This window comes from Sphaerotilus sp. FB-3 (assembly GCF_023706025.1).
Lineage (GTDB): Bacteria > Pseudomonadota > Gammaproteobacteria > Burkholderiales > Burkholderiaceae_C > Sphaerotilus > Sphaerotilus sulfidivorans.
The window spans coordinates 244,015-258,873 of sequence record NZ_BQWE01000057.1 but is presented as its reverse complement, the minus strand read 5'-3'; the positions used below and the strand labels follow the sequence as shown (position 1 = coordinate 258,873).

Below are 14,859 nucleotides of genomic sequence, written 5' to 3'. Positions count from 1 at the left end.
CCGACCGATGCCCGCGACAGGAGAGTGCGCCGTGATGCCCCGCCTGAGGCCGTTCGACACCATCAGCCGCATCGCCGTCGGCCTGGCTGCGCTGGTGGTGCTGTGCCTGGTGACGATCGATGCCCTGTTCGGCCTGGTGGCCGATCCGGCCGCCCGCGAGGCGGACCGACGTCGGGCGGTCAGCCAGGTCCTGGCCGATCAGCTGATGGTGGCGGCCACCCGGCTGGGCGAGCGCGAGGTGCAGCAGATGCTCGATGCCTTCCGGCGCCGCGAGACGCAGGCGCTGGCCATCGTGCTGCGACCGACCGGTGCCGAGCCGGTGGCCGGCAGTGGCATCCTGCAGCCCGCGGGCGATGCCGGCCGCATGCATCTGGCGGTGCCGGTGCAGCTGCAGGGCCGTGACTGGGGTGCGCTGGAGCTGCAGTGGCAGCCGATCCCCGGCGAGGGCTGGCCGCAGCGGCTGCTGAGCCTCAGCACGCTGTGGCCGCTGCTGTGCTTCCTGGGCATGACGGTGCTGCTGCGCCTGTATCTGGGCCGGGTACTGAACCAGCTCGATCCGAGCGGCACCGTGCCGGGCCGGGTGCGCACGGCCTACAACTCGCTGACCGAGGGCGTGATGATCCTGGACGAGCACGGCCGCATCCTGCTGGTCAACGAGGCGGTGGCGCAGATCACCGGCCGGCGCGATGTCTCGATCGGCCGGCAGATCGAGGACATCGCGGTCTTCGCCTCGATGCGCCAGGACGATCCGTCCCGCCCGCTGCCCTGGCGCATGGCACTGGAAAACGCGGTGGGCGTCGAGCGCATCCGCATGGTGATCGGCGAGGGCAGCCGGGCGCGCATCCTGCTCGTGAGCTGCGCTCCGCTCGGGCCGGAGCTGGACAACCCGGTCGAGCGCCGGCTGCGCCGCCGCAAGGGCGCCGAGGGCTGCCTGGTGGTGCTGGCCGACCAGACCTCGCTGGAGCGCGCGCACGAGCAGCTCTCGCGTGCGCTCAAGGACCTGCAGGGCGCGCACGAGCAGATCCGTCTGAAGAACGAGGAGCTGTTCCGCCTGGCCACCCGCGATCCGATGACCGGCTGCCTGAACCGGCGCGCCTTCTTCGAGCAGGCCGGCGCGCTGAAGGAGCGCTGCAACCTCGAGGGCCGGCCGGTCGCTGCGGTGATGTGCGACATCGACCACTTCAAGAGCTTCAACGACCGCTACGGCCACGCGATCGGCGACGAGGTCATCAAGGCGGTCGCCGGCATCTACAACGGCAGCGCGCGCGAGGCCGATCTGGTCTGCCGCTACGGTGGCGAGGAGTTCTGCGTGCTGCTGCCGGACTGCGAGGAGGCGGTCGCGCTGGCGATCGCCGACACGCTGCGCCGCCTGGTGCAGGACACCGCCGGCGACGGCATCGACCATGATCCGCGGCTGACGATCACCTCGAGCTTCGGCGTCGCGGTGACCCGCTCGACCCGCGTCGGGCTGGAGGCGCTGATCGACCAGGCCGACCAGGCGCTCTACCAGTCCAAGCGCAACGGCCGCAACCGCTGCACGCTGCACGAGGAGAAGGTGGCCGAGCCGGCCTGAGCCGTGCCGTCCGGCGCCGGCTCAGAGCGGCAGCGGATCGGTGTCGTCGAAGCGCAGGACCTCGAAGCTGACGGTCGGCGCGTTGATGATGTTGGGGCTGACGCCCAGGCAGATCAGCCCGCGACCGTGCAGCGTGCAGGCGCCACGGCGCAGCGTGACCACCTCGGACTGGCGGCCGAAGCGCACATAGGTGCCGTTGGAGCTCAGGTCGGTGAGCTGGAAGTTGCCGCTGTGCCACTCGATGCGGGCATGCACCCGCGAGACACGGCTGTCGTCGAGGCAGTAGGCCGCCTCGTGGCTGCGGCCGATGATGACCGGCAGGTTGCGCACCGTGTGGATGCGCGAGACTCCCTCGCAGACCAGCCGGATGCCTTCGGGCACGGTGGCCGGCGCGGTGTCGCCGAACATCGTCGACATCGGGTCGGGGCCGGAGCGCTTGCTCTCGAAGCGCCAGACCTCGACCGGCTCGACCCGCCCGCGCAGGTGAAGCCGCTCGAGCCGGCGAAAGCGCTCGCGCACGTCGGGCGCCAGCACCGCCAGCGTCTGCGAGGTGATCAGCGTCTCGTTGTCGCCGGCGTGGTCGAGCAGCCGGGCAGAGACATTGACCGCATCGCCGAAGCAGTCGCCCGCCACCTCGATGACCTCGCCGTGCGCCATCGCGATCTGCACCCGCATGACCGGGCTGCGCGACGGCCGCGCCGAGCCCATCACCCGGTCGAGCGAGTCGTGGACTTCCTCGGCCGCACGCACGGCACCGGCCGGGTGGGGGAACATGGCCATCAGGCCATCGCCCAGCGTCTTGATCACGCGACCGCCCTGGCCCTCCATGATGCGGGCGACCACCGCCACGCTGTGGGTGACGACCGTCGCCGCCTCGGCATTGCCCAGGCTCTCGTACAGGGAGGTGCTGCCGCGCAGATCGGCAAAGAGAATGGTGCAAGTGACGGTCTGCGACATGGCTTCAGTTTACCCCGGCATTCCGTGATGCAGTGCGCATCCAAAGGTTGCAGAAGTGATAAGACCCCGCTCATTCGCGGGGTCTTCGGGGCGTTTACAGATTGTCCAGATAGGTGCGCAGCTTGTCCGAACGGCTCGGGTGCTTGAGCTTGCGGATCGCCTTGGCCTCGATCTGGCGGATGCGCTCGCGGGTCACGTCGAACTGCTTGCCGACCTCTTCCAGCGTGTGGTCGGTGGACATCTCGATGCCGAAGCGCATGCGCAGCACCTTGGCCTCGCGCGGCGTCAGGCTGTCGAGGATGTCGCGCACGACATCGCGCAGACCCGACTGCATCGCGGCCTCGATCGGCGCGGTGTTGTTGGTGTCCTCGATGAAGTCGCCCAGATGGCTGTCGTCGTCGTCCCCGATCGGCGTTTCCATGGAGATCGGCTCCTTGGCGATCTTCATGATCTTGCGGATCTTGTCCTCCGGCATGTCCATCTTCTCGGCCAGCACCGGCGCGTCCGGCTCGTAGCCGAACTCCTGCAGATGCTGACGCGACAGGCGGTTCATCTTGTTGATGGTCTCGATCATGTGCACCGGAATCCGGATGGTGCGGGCCTGGTCGGCGATCGAGCGGGTGATGGCCTGACGGATCCACCAGGTCGCGTAGGTCGAGAACTTGTAGCCGCGGCGGTATTCGAACTTGTCGACCGCCTTCATCAGGCCGATGTTGCCTTCCTGGATCAGGTCGAGGAACTGCAGGCCGCGGTTGGTGTACTTCTTGGCGATCGAGATCACCAGGCGCAGGTTGGCCTCGATCATCTCGCGCTTGGCTTCGCGCGAGTTGGCCTCGCCCTCGTTCATGCGCTTGTTGATCGCCTTCAGGTCGTCGATCGGCACGATCGCGCGCTTCTGCAGGTCGATCAGCTTCTGCTGCAGCTCCTGCACCGCGGGCAGGTTGCGGCTCAGCACCGCGCTGTAGCCCTTGCCGGCTGCGACTTCGCCCTCGGCCCAGGCCAGGTTCAGCATGTTCGGCGGGAAGACCTTGATGAAGTGCTCCTGCGGCATGCCGCAGCGGTCGACCACGATCTTGCGCAGCTCGCGCTCGTAGCGGCGCACGTCGTCGACCTGCGAGCGCAGCAGGTCGCACAGCCGCTCGATGGTCTTGACGGTGAAGCGGATGGTCATCAGCTGCGCGCTGATGGCTTCCTGCGCGGCGTTGTAGGCGTCGCAGCGGTAGCCCTTGGACTCGATGGCCGCGCGCATCTTCGCGTTCTCGTCGCGGATCGCGTCGAAGCGCGACAGCGCCTGGTTCTTCATCTCCTCGAGCTTCTTCGTCAGCGCCTTGGAGGTGCCGGCGCCTTCTTCCTCGTCCTCGTCGAACTCGTCGAAGTCTTCCTCGGCGACATAGTCGTCGGCTTCCTCCGACGACACGAAGCCGTCGACCACCTCGGAGATCTGCATCTCGCCGGCGCGGATGCGGTTGGCCATCGCCAGGATCTCGTCGATGGTGGCGGGCGAGGCGGAAATCGCCAGCATCATCGCCTGCAGGCCGCCTTCGATGCGCTTGGCGATCTCGATCTCGCCCTCGCGCGTCAGCAGCTCGACCGTGCCCATCTCGCGCATGTACATGCGCACCGGGTCGGTCGTGCGGCCGAACTCGGAGTCGACGGTCGACAGCGCGGCCTCGGCGGCTTCCTCGGCCTCTTCCTCGGTCGAGGTGGTCGTGCCACCGCCGGCGATCAGCAGCGTGGCGGCGTCAGGCGCCTGCTCGTAGACCGCGATGCCCATGTCGTTGAGCATCGAGATGATGGCTTCCAGGATCTCGTTCTCGACCAGCTTCTCGGGCAGGTGGTCGTTGATCTCCTGGTGCGTGAGGTAGCCACGCGTCTTGCCCATCTTGATGAGGGTCTTCAGCTCCTGGCGGCGCTTGGCGACTTCCTCTTCGGTCAGGGTGGTCTCGTCGAGGCCGAACTCGCGCATCAGCGCGCGCTCCTTGGCGCGGCTGACCTTCATGCGCAGCGGCTTGGCCTTGGGCTTGTCGGCCTCGCCGCTGTCTTCCTCGGCGGCGGCCTCGACCTCGGGGTCGGCTTCGGCCTCGACATCGGCTTCGGCGTCGAGTTCGCCCTCGAGGTCGGTGAAGTCGTCGTCGGCGCTTTCCAGGCCGGGCTTCTTCTTCGCCTCGGGGGTCTTCTTGCTGCTGTCGGCGGCCTTGGCGGTGTCCGCGCTGGCGGCCTTGGGCTTGCGGCCGCGGCGCACGACGACCGGCTCACCGGACGGCACAGCGGCAGCCGGCGCGGCAGCCGGCGCGGCGACCGGGGCGACCGGCGCGGCGGCGACGGTCGGGGTCGGCGTGGCTTCGGGCTTGACGGCCTTGACCGCACGCACCACGCGCACGGTGCGCGGAGCGGCGGCCGGGGCGGCGGCGCTGTTCGTCGGGGAAGTCTGGTCGGGGCTGTTCTTCGCGGTCATGCGATTCCTCGGCTGGGGTGCTCGGATACGGTGAGGCTTTGAGCCCGCAACTCAAGTCCGAGAAGCCACGGACCTTTCGGCACGCGGCGCGGACTCTGCGTTCGGGCGGGCAAGCTGGCGTGAACTGTCTTGAATGCAGCGCTGGCGGAGGAAGTGGCCGTCATGTCATGCCCGTGTCGCGGGTGGCCGGGGCCGGCAGGCGCTGCTGTCACTCTTGCCGCATCGAAACCAACCTTCAATTATACAGCGCCGCCACTGAGCCTCGATTTCAGCGCTGCCCTCAGGGCATTGAGCTCTGTCCCGCGCGCCCGAGCGGCCTCTGAAAGAGGACCGGACTCGATCAGCAGATTCCATTCGTCGGCGACCTGCTCGAGCCGCAGCCGGTCGATCAGCACCGGCAGATCGCCGGCGGCCGGCAGGCTGCCCAGCGCAAGCAGCCGCTCCATGCGCGCCAGCAGCGCGCCGGTGCCGGCCTCCTCGGCTTCGGTGCGCAGCAGGGGCAGCAGTTCTTCCGGCGGCAGCGCGCCCTCGTCGTGCAGCAGCTGCTCCAGCCGCGAGAACAGCGCGCCGTGCGGCGCGGGCTGCTGCACCAGCTGGTCGTGCATCTCGGCGGGCAGCGTTTCCCAGGCCGCCAGACCGCAGGCCAGCGTCCAGGCGATCTGGTCGAGCAGCGAGGCGGTGCGCGGCGGCGTGCTGCGCGGCGAGGCGGTGGCGTCGCCGCCGCGGCGGTCGCGCCAGCGGCCGCGCTCACGCTCGCCCTCGCGGCCCTCGCGGCCCTCGCGGTCACGCCGGAAGGGGCGGCCGTGGCCGCGCTCGAAGCGCCGGTGTGCCGGCGTGCCGTCGTCGCGCGGGTCGTAGCCGAGCGGATCCTGCGCGGCGGACTCGGCCTGCGGCGCGCGGTCGTCGGGCGGAATGTCGTCCCAGTGCGGCGGCGGTGCGGGCGCGCGATCGGTCTCGGCGCGGGCGCGGGCGGGCTCCTGGCGACGTGCCGTCGGCTCGCCGGCCGCGCGGGCCGGGCCGTGGCCGGGGCGGCCGGCAGCGCTCCAGTGCCGCTCCAGCACCTCGAACGAGACGCCGCCGTCGCGCGCCAGCTCGTCGAGCAGCTGCGCCTTCAGCAGGCCCTCCGGAATCAGCTCGAACAGCGGGCGGGCCTGCGCGAGCATGCGGGTGCGGCCCTCCGGCGTCGTCAGATCGCAGCCCTCGGCGGCGATGGCGCGCAGCTGGCGCGACAGCGGCACCGCCTCGGCGATGCACTGCTCGAAGGCCTCGGTGCCGTGCTCGCGGATGAAGGTGTCCGGATCGTGCTCGGCCGGCAGGAAGAGGAATCGGAAGCTGCGGGTGTCGCCGATATGCGGCAGCACCGCCTCCATCGCGCGCGCTGCCGCCCGCCGCCCGGCCGCATCGCCGTCGAAGCTGAAGACCAGGTGCTCGGCGAAGCGCAGCAGCTTGGCCACATGGTCGGCGGTGCAGGCGGTGCCCAGCGTCGCCACCGCGTTGCCCACGCCGAGCTGCGCCAGCGCCACCACGTCCATGTAGCCTTCGGTGATCAGGATGAAGCCGCGCTGGCGGATCGCCGCGCGCGCCTCGAACAGGCCGTAGAGCTCGCGGCCCTTCAGGAAGACCGGCGTCTCGGGCGAGTTCAGGTATTTCGGCTCGCCCTTGTCCAGCACCCGCCCGCCGAAGCCGATGACCTCGCCCTTGGGGTTGCGGATCGGGAACATGATGCGGTCGCGGAAGCGGTCGTAGCGGCGCTGCTCGCCGGCCTCGTCCTGCAGGATGACCAGGCCGGACTCGACCAGCTTGGGGTCGTCGTATTCGCCGAAGGCGCTGGCCAGGCCGTGCCAGCCCGCCGGCGCATAGCCCAGGCCGAAGCGCGCGGCGATCTCGCCGGTCAGGCCGCGGCCCTTCAGGTAGTCGATCGCGCGGCGGCTGCCCTTGAGCTGGCCGCGGTAGTGGTGGCAGGCCTTGGCGAGCACGTCCACCAGCGAGAGCTGCTTCTCGCGGGCCTGGGCGGCGCGCTCGCGCTCGCGCGGGTCGCGGTCGTCGTCGGGCACGGTCAGGCCCAGCTCGCCGGCCAGATCCTTGACCGCCTCGACGAAGCCCAGGCCGCCGTGCTCCATCAGGAAGCCGACCGCGTTGCCATGCACGCCGCAGCCGAAGCAGTGGTAGGTCTGGCGCGAGGGGCTGACGACGAAGCTGGGCGACTTCTCGCCGTGGAAGGGGCACAGGCCCTTGTAGTTGATGCCGGCCTTCTTCAGCGGCACGGCGCGGCCCACCACGTCGACGATGTCGGCGCGGGAGAGCAGGTCCTGGATGAAGCCTTGGGGTATCACGCGGCGGAGTCTAGCGGAGCGCCCTCGGCGGCCCTTTCTAGAATGCCGCGATGTCCTTGCCCGCGCTCCTGTCCTCCGAAGGCCTGCACGACGCCTATGTGCTGGCCGTCTTCGCCACCGTCTATCTCGGCATGATCCTGGGCGGCCTGCCGCGGCTGCATCTCGACCGCACCGGCGTGGCGCTGCTGGGCGCGATCGCCATCGTCGGCGCCGAGGTGATGACCCCTGAGGACGCCGCCCGCGCGATCCACCTGCCGACCATCCTGCTGCTGTTCTCCTTCATGGTGATCTCGGCGCAGATGCGCCTGGGCGGCTTCTACGGCGCGGTGACCCGGCGCATCGCGGCGCTGCCGGTGGGGCCGGCGGCGCTGATGGGCGTGGTGATCGCGGTGTCTGCGGTGCTGTCGGCGGTGTTCTCCAACGACATCGTCTGCCTGGCGGTGGCGCCGGTGCTGGCCGAGGCCTGCCTGCGCCGGCGGCTCGATCCGGTGCCCTTCCTGCTCGGGCTGGCCTGCGCGAGCAACATCGGCTCGGCCGCGACGCTGATCGGCAATCCGCAGAACATGCTGATCGGCGAGGTGCTGAAGATGCCGTTCGCCGGCTATGCGCAGGAGGCGATCGGGCCGGTCGTCGCCGGGCTGCTGGCGCTGTGGGCGCTGCTGGCGGGGCAGATGCGCAGCACGCCGCCGGTGGCCGAGCCGGATCCGGCGCAGCTCGCCGCCCTCACCGCCGAGGTGCCGCCCTTCGACCGCTGGCAGACCGCCAAGGGCCTGGGCGTGGCGCTGGCGCTGGTCGGGGTGTTCCTGTTCACCGACTGGCCGCGCGATGTGGCCGCACTGGCCGGCGCGGGCGTGCTGCTGCTGAGCCAGCGCTTCCATTCGTCCAAGGTGATGGGCCTGATCGACTGGGAGCTGCTGATCCTGTTCATGGGCCTGTTCGTCGTCAACCAGGCGCTGGAGCTGACCGGGCTGACCCGTCAGGCGGTGGCCTGGCTGGGCGCGCAGGGCGTGGATCTGGCCGACCCGGCCACGCTCTTCGTCGCCACCCTCGGCCTGAGCAATCTGGTGTCGAACGTGCCGGCGGTGATGGTGCTGATGCCGCTCGCCCAAGGGGAGCACGTCGGCGTGACGCTGGCGCTGGTCAGCACGATGGCGGGCAATCTGCTGATCGTCGGCTCGATCGCCAACCTCATCGTGGTGGATGCCGCCGCGCGCTGCGGCATCACGATCGACTGGCGCCGCCACGCGCGCACCGGCGTGCCGGTGACGCTCGTGACGCTGGCGATGGTGGCGGGCTGGCTGGCGCTGCGCTGAGGCGGGCGGGCAGCCGGCTGGCCGGGCACTTGCTCGGGCTTCAGTCGCCCAGCACCACGCCTTCGCGCCGCGGATCGGCGCCGCCCCGCCAGATCGTCCGCCCGTCCTGCGTGCCGCGCGCGATCGCCTGCAGGCCGCTGGTCATGTCCTGCTCGCGCACCTCGTGGCCGCGGGCCTTCAGCGCCTCGATGACCGGGGCGGGGAAGCGGCCTTTCTCCAGCACCACCGGCCCGCCGGTGGTGCCGAAGTTGGGCAGGTCGATGGCGGCCTGCGGGTCGAGCCGCCACTGCAGCAGGCCGTGCAGCGTGCGCGCGGTGTAGTGGATGATCAGCGCGCCGCCGGGGCTGCCGGCACTGGCGGCCAGCCGGCCCTCGGCATCGAAGACCAGGGTCGGCGCCATCGACGAGCGCGGGCGCTTGCCCGGCTCGACCCGGTTGGCCACCGGACGGCCGGTGGCGTCGGCGGGCGCGAAGCTGAAGTCGCTCAGCTCGTTGTTCAGCAGGAAGCCGCGCACCATCTGGCGCGCGCCGAAGGCGTCCTCGATGGTGGTGGTCATCGACACCGCGCGGCCCTCGGCGTCGACGATGCTGATGTGGCTGGTGCCGTATTCGATCTGCTCGGCCATCGGCGCGAAGCTGGTGCGCACCGGGCCGGGCACACCGGCCGGCGCGGTCGGGGCGCGCTGTGCATGGATGAGCCGCGCCCGCGCGTCGAGGTAGGCGGGGTCGAGCAGGCTGCGCCAGTCGCCGCCGGGCGCCGGCACGAAGTCCGGATCGCCCAGGTACTGCGCCCGGTCGGCGAAGGCCAGCCGCGAGGCCTCCATGTAGGTGTGCAGCCAGTCGGCCGAGGGCAGGCCGGTGTCGGTAGCGAGCGGCTCCTGCGCCGCGCCGGTGCGTGCCATCAGGCCCAGGATCTGGCCGACCGCGATCGCGCCGGAGCTGGGCGGCGGAAAGCCGCAGATCTTCCAGCGCCGTGAACCTGCCGTGTGGTCGTGGCAGATCGCTTCGCGCGCCTTGGCGTGGTAGCCGGCCAGGTCGGCCAGCGTCATCCGGCCCGGATTGCCCGGATGGCCCTGCACCTTGGCGACGATGGCCTGCGCGATCTCGCCCTCGTGCAGCGCCCGCGAGCCGTCGCGCGCCAGGCGGCGCAGCACCTCGGCCAGCTCCGGGTTCTTCAGCCAGTGGCCGACCGGCCAGGGCGTGCCGTCGGGCTGGTAGAAGAAGGCGGCGGCCGTCGGGTCCTTCCGGAGGTGGGCGTCGGCCTGCAGCATCGCGTGCAGCCGGGGGCTGACCGGGAAGCCTGTCTCGGCCAGACGGATCGCCGGCTCGAACAGCGCGGCCCAGCGCAGCCGGCCGTGCTGCGCGTGTGCCATTTCCAGCATGCGCACCGTGCCGGGCACGCCGACCGAGCGCCCGCCGACCACCGCGTCATGGAAGGCCATCGGCTTGCCCTCGGGTGTCAGGAACAGGCGCTCGTCGGCGGCGGCCGGCGCGGTCTCGCGGCCGTCGAAGGCCTGCACGCGCTGGCCGTCCCAGTGCAGCAGGAAGGCGCCGCCGCCGATGCCGCTGGACTGCGGCTCCACCAGCGTCAGCACCATCTGCACCGCGATCGCCGCATCCAGCGCCGAGCCGCCCCGCGCGAGCATCTGCCGGCCGGCCTCGGTGGCCAGCGGATTGGCCGCGGCCACCGCGAACCGTGCATGCCGGCTGGCGGGTCGGGCAGCCTGCTGGCCGGTGGCGATCTCGGGCTGGCGTGGCAGGCCGGCGTCGGGGGGCGGCGCCGGCGGCGTGGCGCAGGCCGCCAGCAGCGTGGCGGCGGCCAGCAGGGCCGGGGCAGGGCGGCGAAGGATCATGCGTTCTCCCTGGAGCTGCGGGGGCAGTCGTGATGCAGGTCACGATGGTGGCATGAAGTCGCCGCCTCCGGGCGGCGCGGTGCCGCCGATCGGTCAGCGCGGCGCGAGGCGGATCGCGCCGTCCAGGCGGATCACCTCGCCGTTGAGCATGTCGTTGGTGACGATCTGCTGCACCAGCTTGGCGTAGTCCTCGGGCTTGCCCAGGCGGCTCGGGAAGGGCACGCCGGCGGCCAGCGCATCCTGCACCTCCTGCGGCATGCCGAACAGCATCGGCGTGCCGAAGATGCCCGGCGCGATCGTCATGCAGCGGATGCCGTTCTTCGACAGGTCGCGCGCGATCGGCAGCGTCATGCCGACCACGCCACCCTTGCTGGCCGCGTAGGCCGCCTGGCCGATCTGGCCGTCGAAGGCGGCGATGCTGGCGGTGTTGATCAGCACGCCGCGCTCGCCGGTGGGCTCGGGCGCGTTCTTCGCCATCGCCTCGGCGGCCAGGCGGATCATGTTGAAGCTGCCGACCAGGTTGATCTGGATGACCTTGGCGAACAGGCCCAGCGCATGCGCGCCGTCCTTGCCGACGGTGCGCGCTGCCGGCGCGATGCCGGCGCAGTTGACCAGGCCGAAGAGCGCACCCATCGACAGCGCCTGCGCCACCACGGCGCGGCCGTCGTCCTCGCTGGAGACATCGCAGCGCACGAAGGCGCCGCCGATCTCGTCGGCGACCGCCTGGCCGCGCTCGGCCTGCAGATCGGCGATGACGACCTTCGCGCCCTCGCGCGCCAGCATGCGCGCTGCGCCTTCGCCCAGGCCCGAGGCCGCGCCGGTGACGATGAAAACCTTGCCTGCGATGTCCATGGAATGTGTTCCTGCCTTGTGCGTTGCGGGGTTGTGGGTGAGGTCCGGTGGGGCGTGATGCTGGTTGACGTTGACGTAAACGTCAACTGGGGAAAACGAAAAAGGCCGCTCAGGGCGGCCTTGTCGGGAGGCGGGCAGCGCGGCGGGCGCGCTGCCGGCGATCAGCTCAGCGCGGCCAGCGCGCGGGCGGTGATCTCGTCGACGCTGCCCACGCCGGCGATGGCGCGGTACTTCGGGGCGTTGTCGTCGCCGGTGGCGGCCCAGCTCGAGTAGTAGTCGACCAGCGGGCGGGTCTGGCTCTGGTAGACCTCCAGACGCTTGCGCACCGTCTCTTCCTTGTCGTCATCGCGCTGGATCAGGTCCTCGCCGGTGACATCGTCCTTGCCTTCGACCTTCGGGGGATTGAAGACGACGTGGTAGGTGCGGCCCGAGGCCACATGCACGCGCCGACCGCTCATGCGGCCGATGATGTCCGCGTCCGGCACGTCGATCTCGAGCACATAGTCCAGCTTGACGCCCGCGGCCTTCATCGCGTCGGCCTGCGGGATGGTGCGCGGGAAGCCGTCGAACAGGAAGCCGCCGGCGCAGTCGGGCTGCGCGATGCGTTCCTTGACCAGGCCGATGATGATCTCGTCGCCGACGAGGCCGCCGGCGTCCATCACCTTCTTGGCCTCGATGCCCAGCGGGGTGCCGGCCTTGACGGCGGCGCGCAGCATGTCGCCGGTCGAGATCTGCGGAATGCCGAACTGCTTGCAGATGAAAGCAGCCTGCGTGCCCTTGCCGGCGCCGGGTGCGCCCAACAGAATCAGTCTCATGAATCTCCTCGGTCTCTGAAAAACGGTGCCGGGCCGATGGCCCGGCATGACTGTGCTTTGCGTGTGATTGAGCGCTGTTGCCGACGCGGGCGAGTGCATTGTCAGAATCGCTTCCAGAATAGCACGGGCCCCCTGTGATGAAACTGACACTTCGTGTCAGGGTCTGCCCAGGGTTTGCGTCGGGCGCGGAATGGTCTAGCGGGTGTCCGCGGACGAGCGCTGTTCGAAGATGCGACGCACCCGCGCCAGGTCTTCGGGCGTGTCGACGCCGGGGCCGGGGCGCTGCGGACTGAGGTGCACGACGATGCGTTCGCCGTGCCACAGCACCCTCAGCTGCTCGAGCGACTCGATCTGCTCGAGCGGCGCCGGCGGCAGCGCGGGGAATCGGCGCAGGAAGCCGGCGGTGTAGCCGTAGATGCCGATGTGGCGCAGCGGCGCCGGATCGGGCAGCGCCGTCACGCCCTGCGCGTGGCCGTCGCGCCACCAGGGCATCGGCGCGCGCGAGAAATACAGCGCCCGCCCGGCCGCGTCGGTGACCACCTTGACGACGTTCGGGTTGAGGTATTCCTCGACGCTGTCGATCGTGTGCGCGGCGGTGCTCATCACGCATTCCGGATGCGCCTGCAGCCGCTCGGCACAGGCGGCGACCAGCGCCGGATCGATCAGCGGCTCGTCGCCCTGCACGTTGACGACGATGTCGCGGCCGTCCAGGCCCAGCAGCGTGCAGGCCTCGGCGAGGCGATCGCTGCCGGTGGGGTGGTCGGCGCGGGTCAGCACCGCGTCGACGCCGTGCGCCTGGCAGGCCTCGAGAATGCGCGGCGAGTCGGCGGCCACGACCACCGCACGCGCGCCGGCCTCGCGGCAGCGCTGCGCCACGCGCACCACCATCGGCACGCCGGCCAGATCGGCCAGCGGCTTGTCGGGCAGCCGGGTCGAGGCCAGCCGCGCCGGAATCAGCACGGTGCAGTCGAGGCTCGTCATGGCGTGTCCGGTGCGTTCGGCGCGGGCGCGGGAAAGACCGGGGGCGGCACGATCGCGTCCGGATCGACGCTGCGTGCCTCGTTCTCGAGCATGACGGCGATGCCGTCGCGCACCGGGAAGGCCAGGCGGTCGGCCGGGCAGAGCAGTTCGCGGGTGTCGTGCAGGTGCGTCAGCGGACCCTTGCAGATCGGGCAGACGAGCAGTTGCATCAGTCGGGTGTCCATGGCGGGATGCTACCTTGCCGCAAGGGCCTGAAGAACGGTGGAGATCAATCCGGGAGGCAGTTGAAGCACCAGTGGAACCACATGGATGCGCAGCCCCGGGCGTTCGGCGGCCAGGCGCGCCGGGTCCAGCTTGACCGCATCCTTCTCGGTGACCAGCACCTCGGTGGCGGTGGCCGGCCAGGGCAGCGTCGCATGGCCGTGGTGGTCGTCGAGCGCCAGCGTGTCGAGGTCCAGGCCCTGGGCGCGCAGCGCGTCGAAGAAGCGTGCGGGCTGGCCGGTGCCGGCGCTGGCCAGAAGCCGGCGTCCGCGCAGCGCGGCCCAGGCCGCCTCGCCGGGGCGGTCTGGCACGCCGGCCCACCAGTCGGCCAGCGCGACCGGCGCGCCCAGCCGTCGCTGCAGGCGCTCGCCCGGCGGCAGGCCGGGCGCCGGCTCGGCGCCGCCGGTGTTGTGCACCGCGAGCTGGACACGTCCGGCCGGCGGTGCGTCCACCGGCTCGCGCAAGGGCCCGGCCGGCAGCAGCCAGCCGTTGCCGGCGCCGCGTTCGTCGAAGACCACGATCTCGATGTCGCGCGCCAGGCGCAGGTGCTGCAGTCCGTCGTCGCAGACGATGACGTCGGTGTCGGGATGGCGGGCGAGCAGCTGGCGCGCGGCCGCGGCGCGGTCGCGGCCGACCACCACCGGCGCGCCGGTGCGCCGGCGCATCAGCAGCGGCTCGTCGCCGCAGGTGGCGGCCGGATCCTGGGGCTGCACCTCGTGCAGCGCCGCGAGATCGCTGCGGCCATGACCGCGCGAGACGATGCCGGGCCGGCGACCGGCCGCGCGCAGCGCCTCGACCAGCGCGATCGTCACCGGGGTCTTGCCCGCGCCGCCGGCGACCCGGTTGCCGACGACGAGCACCGGGACCGGCAGGCGCTCGCGGCGCAGCAGGCCGGCACGGTAGAGGCCGCGGCGCAGGCCGACCAGCGTGGCGTGCAGCAGCGCCAGCGGGCGCAGCAGCCACTGCGCCACGCCGCCGCGCTGCCAGATCGCCTCGAGGCGGGCGGCCGCGCCGCGGGCGTCCTCAGCGGCTGCTGCCGCCACGGCCGGTGGACTGGGTCGCGAAGGTCAGCTGCACCAGACCGGCGCGGCGGGCGGCGTCCATCACGTTGATCACGCTCTGGTGCGCGGCCATCGCGTCGGCCGAGATGATGACCGGGCGGTCGCGCTCGCCCTGCGCGGCGGCCAGCAGCGCGCTCGTCAGCGTGTCGATGCCGCCGTTCTCGACCGGCTGGCCGTTGATGCTGTAGCGTCCTTCGGACGACACGCCGACGATGATCTCGCGCGGGCGGCTGTCGAGCCGGTTCGACTCGGCCACCGGCAGCGTGACCTTCAGCTGGGTGTACTTGGCATAGGTGGTGGTCAGGACCAGGAAGATCAGCACCACCAGCAGCACATCGATGAACGGGATCAGGTTGATCTCCGGCTCGTCGGGGCGGCGCGGACGGAAGTTCATCGCCATCGTGCG

Annotated in this window: 12 protein-coding genes; 2 read left to right on the top strand and 10 right to left on the bottom strand. The window is 71.2% G+C overall.

Translation table 11 applies throughout. From position 1 onward, the window contains the following. Positions 1-34: 34 nt before the first annotated feature. Positions 35-1,573, top strand: coding sequence for a sensor domain-containing diguanylate cyclase (locus NFT33_RS17795; protein ID WP_251677340.1), 1,539 nt, complete (start codon positions 35-37; stop codon positions 1,571-1,573). A 21-nt stretch (positions 1,574-1,594) separates the two neighbouring features. On the opposite strand, the gene NFT33_RS17790 is transcribed toward NFT33_RS17795, so the two are convergent. From NFT33_RS17790 to dnaG, 3 genes are all read right to left on the bottom strand, one after another. Then, entirely contained in the window at positions 1,595-2,530 is a 936-nt protein-coding gene (locus tag NFT33_RS17790) for an adenylate/guanylate cyclase domain-containing protein (RefSeq protein WP_180692772.1), read from the bottom strand. A 94-nt stretch (positions 2,531-2,624) separates the two neighbouring features. Beyond that, entirely contained in the window at positions 2,625-4,985 is a 2,361-nt protein-coding gene (gene rpoD, locus NFT33_RS17785; RefSeq protein WP_251677338.1) for an RNA polymerase sigma factor RpoD, read from the bottom strand. A 239-nt stretch (positions 4,986-5,224) separates the two neighbouring features. Next, positions 5,225-7,318 carry a DNA primase gene (dnaG, locus tag NFT33_RS17780; protein ID WP_251677336.1) on the bottom strand — a complete coding sequence of 698 codons (2,094 nt, stop codon included), beginning with the start codon at positions 7,316-7,318 and terminating at the stop codon, positions 5,225-5,227. A gap of 50 nt (positions 7,319-7,368) precedes the next feature. Here dnaG and NFT33_RS17775 point away from each other — a divergent pair, with 50 nt between their 5' ends. Further along, the gene (locus NFT33_RS17775) at positions 7,369-8,631 is read left to right on the top strand and encodes an anion transporter (RefSeq protein ID WP_251677334.1); all 1,263 of its coding nucleotides are present in this window, start codon (positions 7,369-7,371) and stop codon (positions 8,629-8,631) included. A gap of 40 nt (positions 8,632-8,671) precedes the next feature. Here NFT33_RS17775 and NFT33_RS17770 read toward each other — a convergent pair whose 3' ends face one another. The 7 genes from NFT33_RS17770 to NFT33_RS17740 all read right to left on the bottom strand — a co-directional run bounded on the left by NFT33_RS17770 (position 8,672) and on the right by NFT33_RS17740 (position 14,847). Next, complete coding sequence (locus tag NFT33_RS17770; RefSeq protein WP_251677332.1) at positions 8,672-10,483, bottom strand: gamma-glutamyltransferase family protein; 1,812 nt, start codon at positions 10,481-10,483, stop codon at positions 8,672-8,674. A gap of 93 nt (positions 10,484-10,576) precedes the next feature. Next, on the bottom strand, positions 10,577-11,335 hold the full coding sequence (locus NFT33_RS17765; protein WP_251677330.1) for a 3-hydroxyacyl-CoA dehydrogenase: 759 nt from the start codon (positions 11,333-11,335) through the stop codon (positions 10,577-10,579). Positions 11,336-11,496: 161 nt separating this feature from the next. Further along, positions 11,497-12,150 (bottom strand): adenylate kinase, encoded by a 654-nt coding sequence (gene adk / locus NFT33_RS17760; protein WP_251677328.1) that lies wholly within the window; start codon positions 12,148-12,150, stop codon positions 11,497-11,499. A gap of 195 nt (positions 12,151-12,345) precedes the next feature. Next, entirely contained in the window at positions 12,346-13,131 is a 786-nt protein-coding gene (gene kdsB / locus NFT33_RS17755; protein ID WP_220785785.1) for a 3-deoxy-manno-octulosonate cytidylyltransferase, read from the bottom strand. Further along, a complete protein-coding gene (locus tag NFT33_RS17750; protein ID WP_149502997.1) occupies positions 13,128-13,355 on the bottom strand; it encodes a Trm112 family protein in 228 nt (75 codons plus the stop codon). Before NFT33_RS17750 ends, kdsB begins: the two co-directional genes overlap by 4 nt. Before the next feature lie 9 nt (positions 13,356-13,364). Continuing rightward, a complete protein-coding gene (lpxK, locus tag NFT33_RS17745) occupies positions 13,365-14,435 on the bottom strand; it encodes a tetraacyldisaccharide 4'-kinase (protein ID WP_251677326.1) in 1,071 nt (356 codons plus the stop codon). After that, positions 14,416-14,847 (bottom strand): ExbD/TolR family protein, encoded by a 432-nt coding sequence (locus NFT33_RS17740; RefSeq protein ID WP_037477675.1) that lies wholly within the window; start codon positions 14,845-14,847, stop codon positions 14,416-14,418. The genes lpxK and NFT33_RS17740 overlap by 20 nt, the downstream gene beginning before the upstream one ends. Positions 14,848-14,859 lie beyond the last annotated feature (12 nt).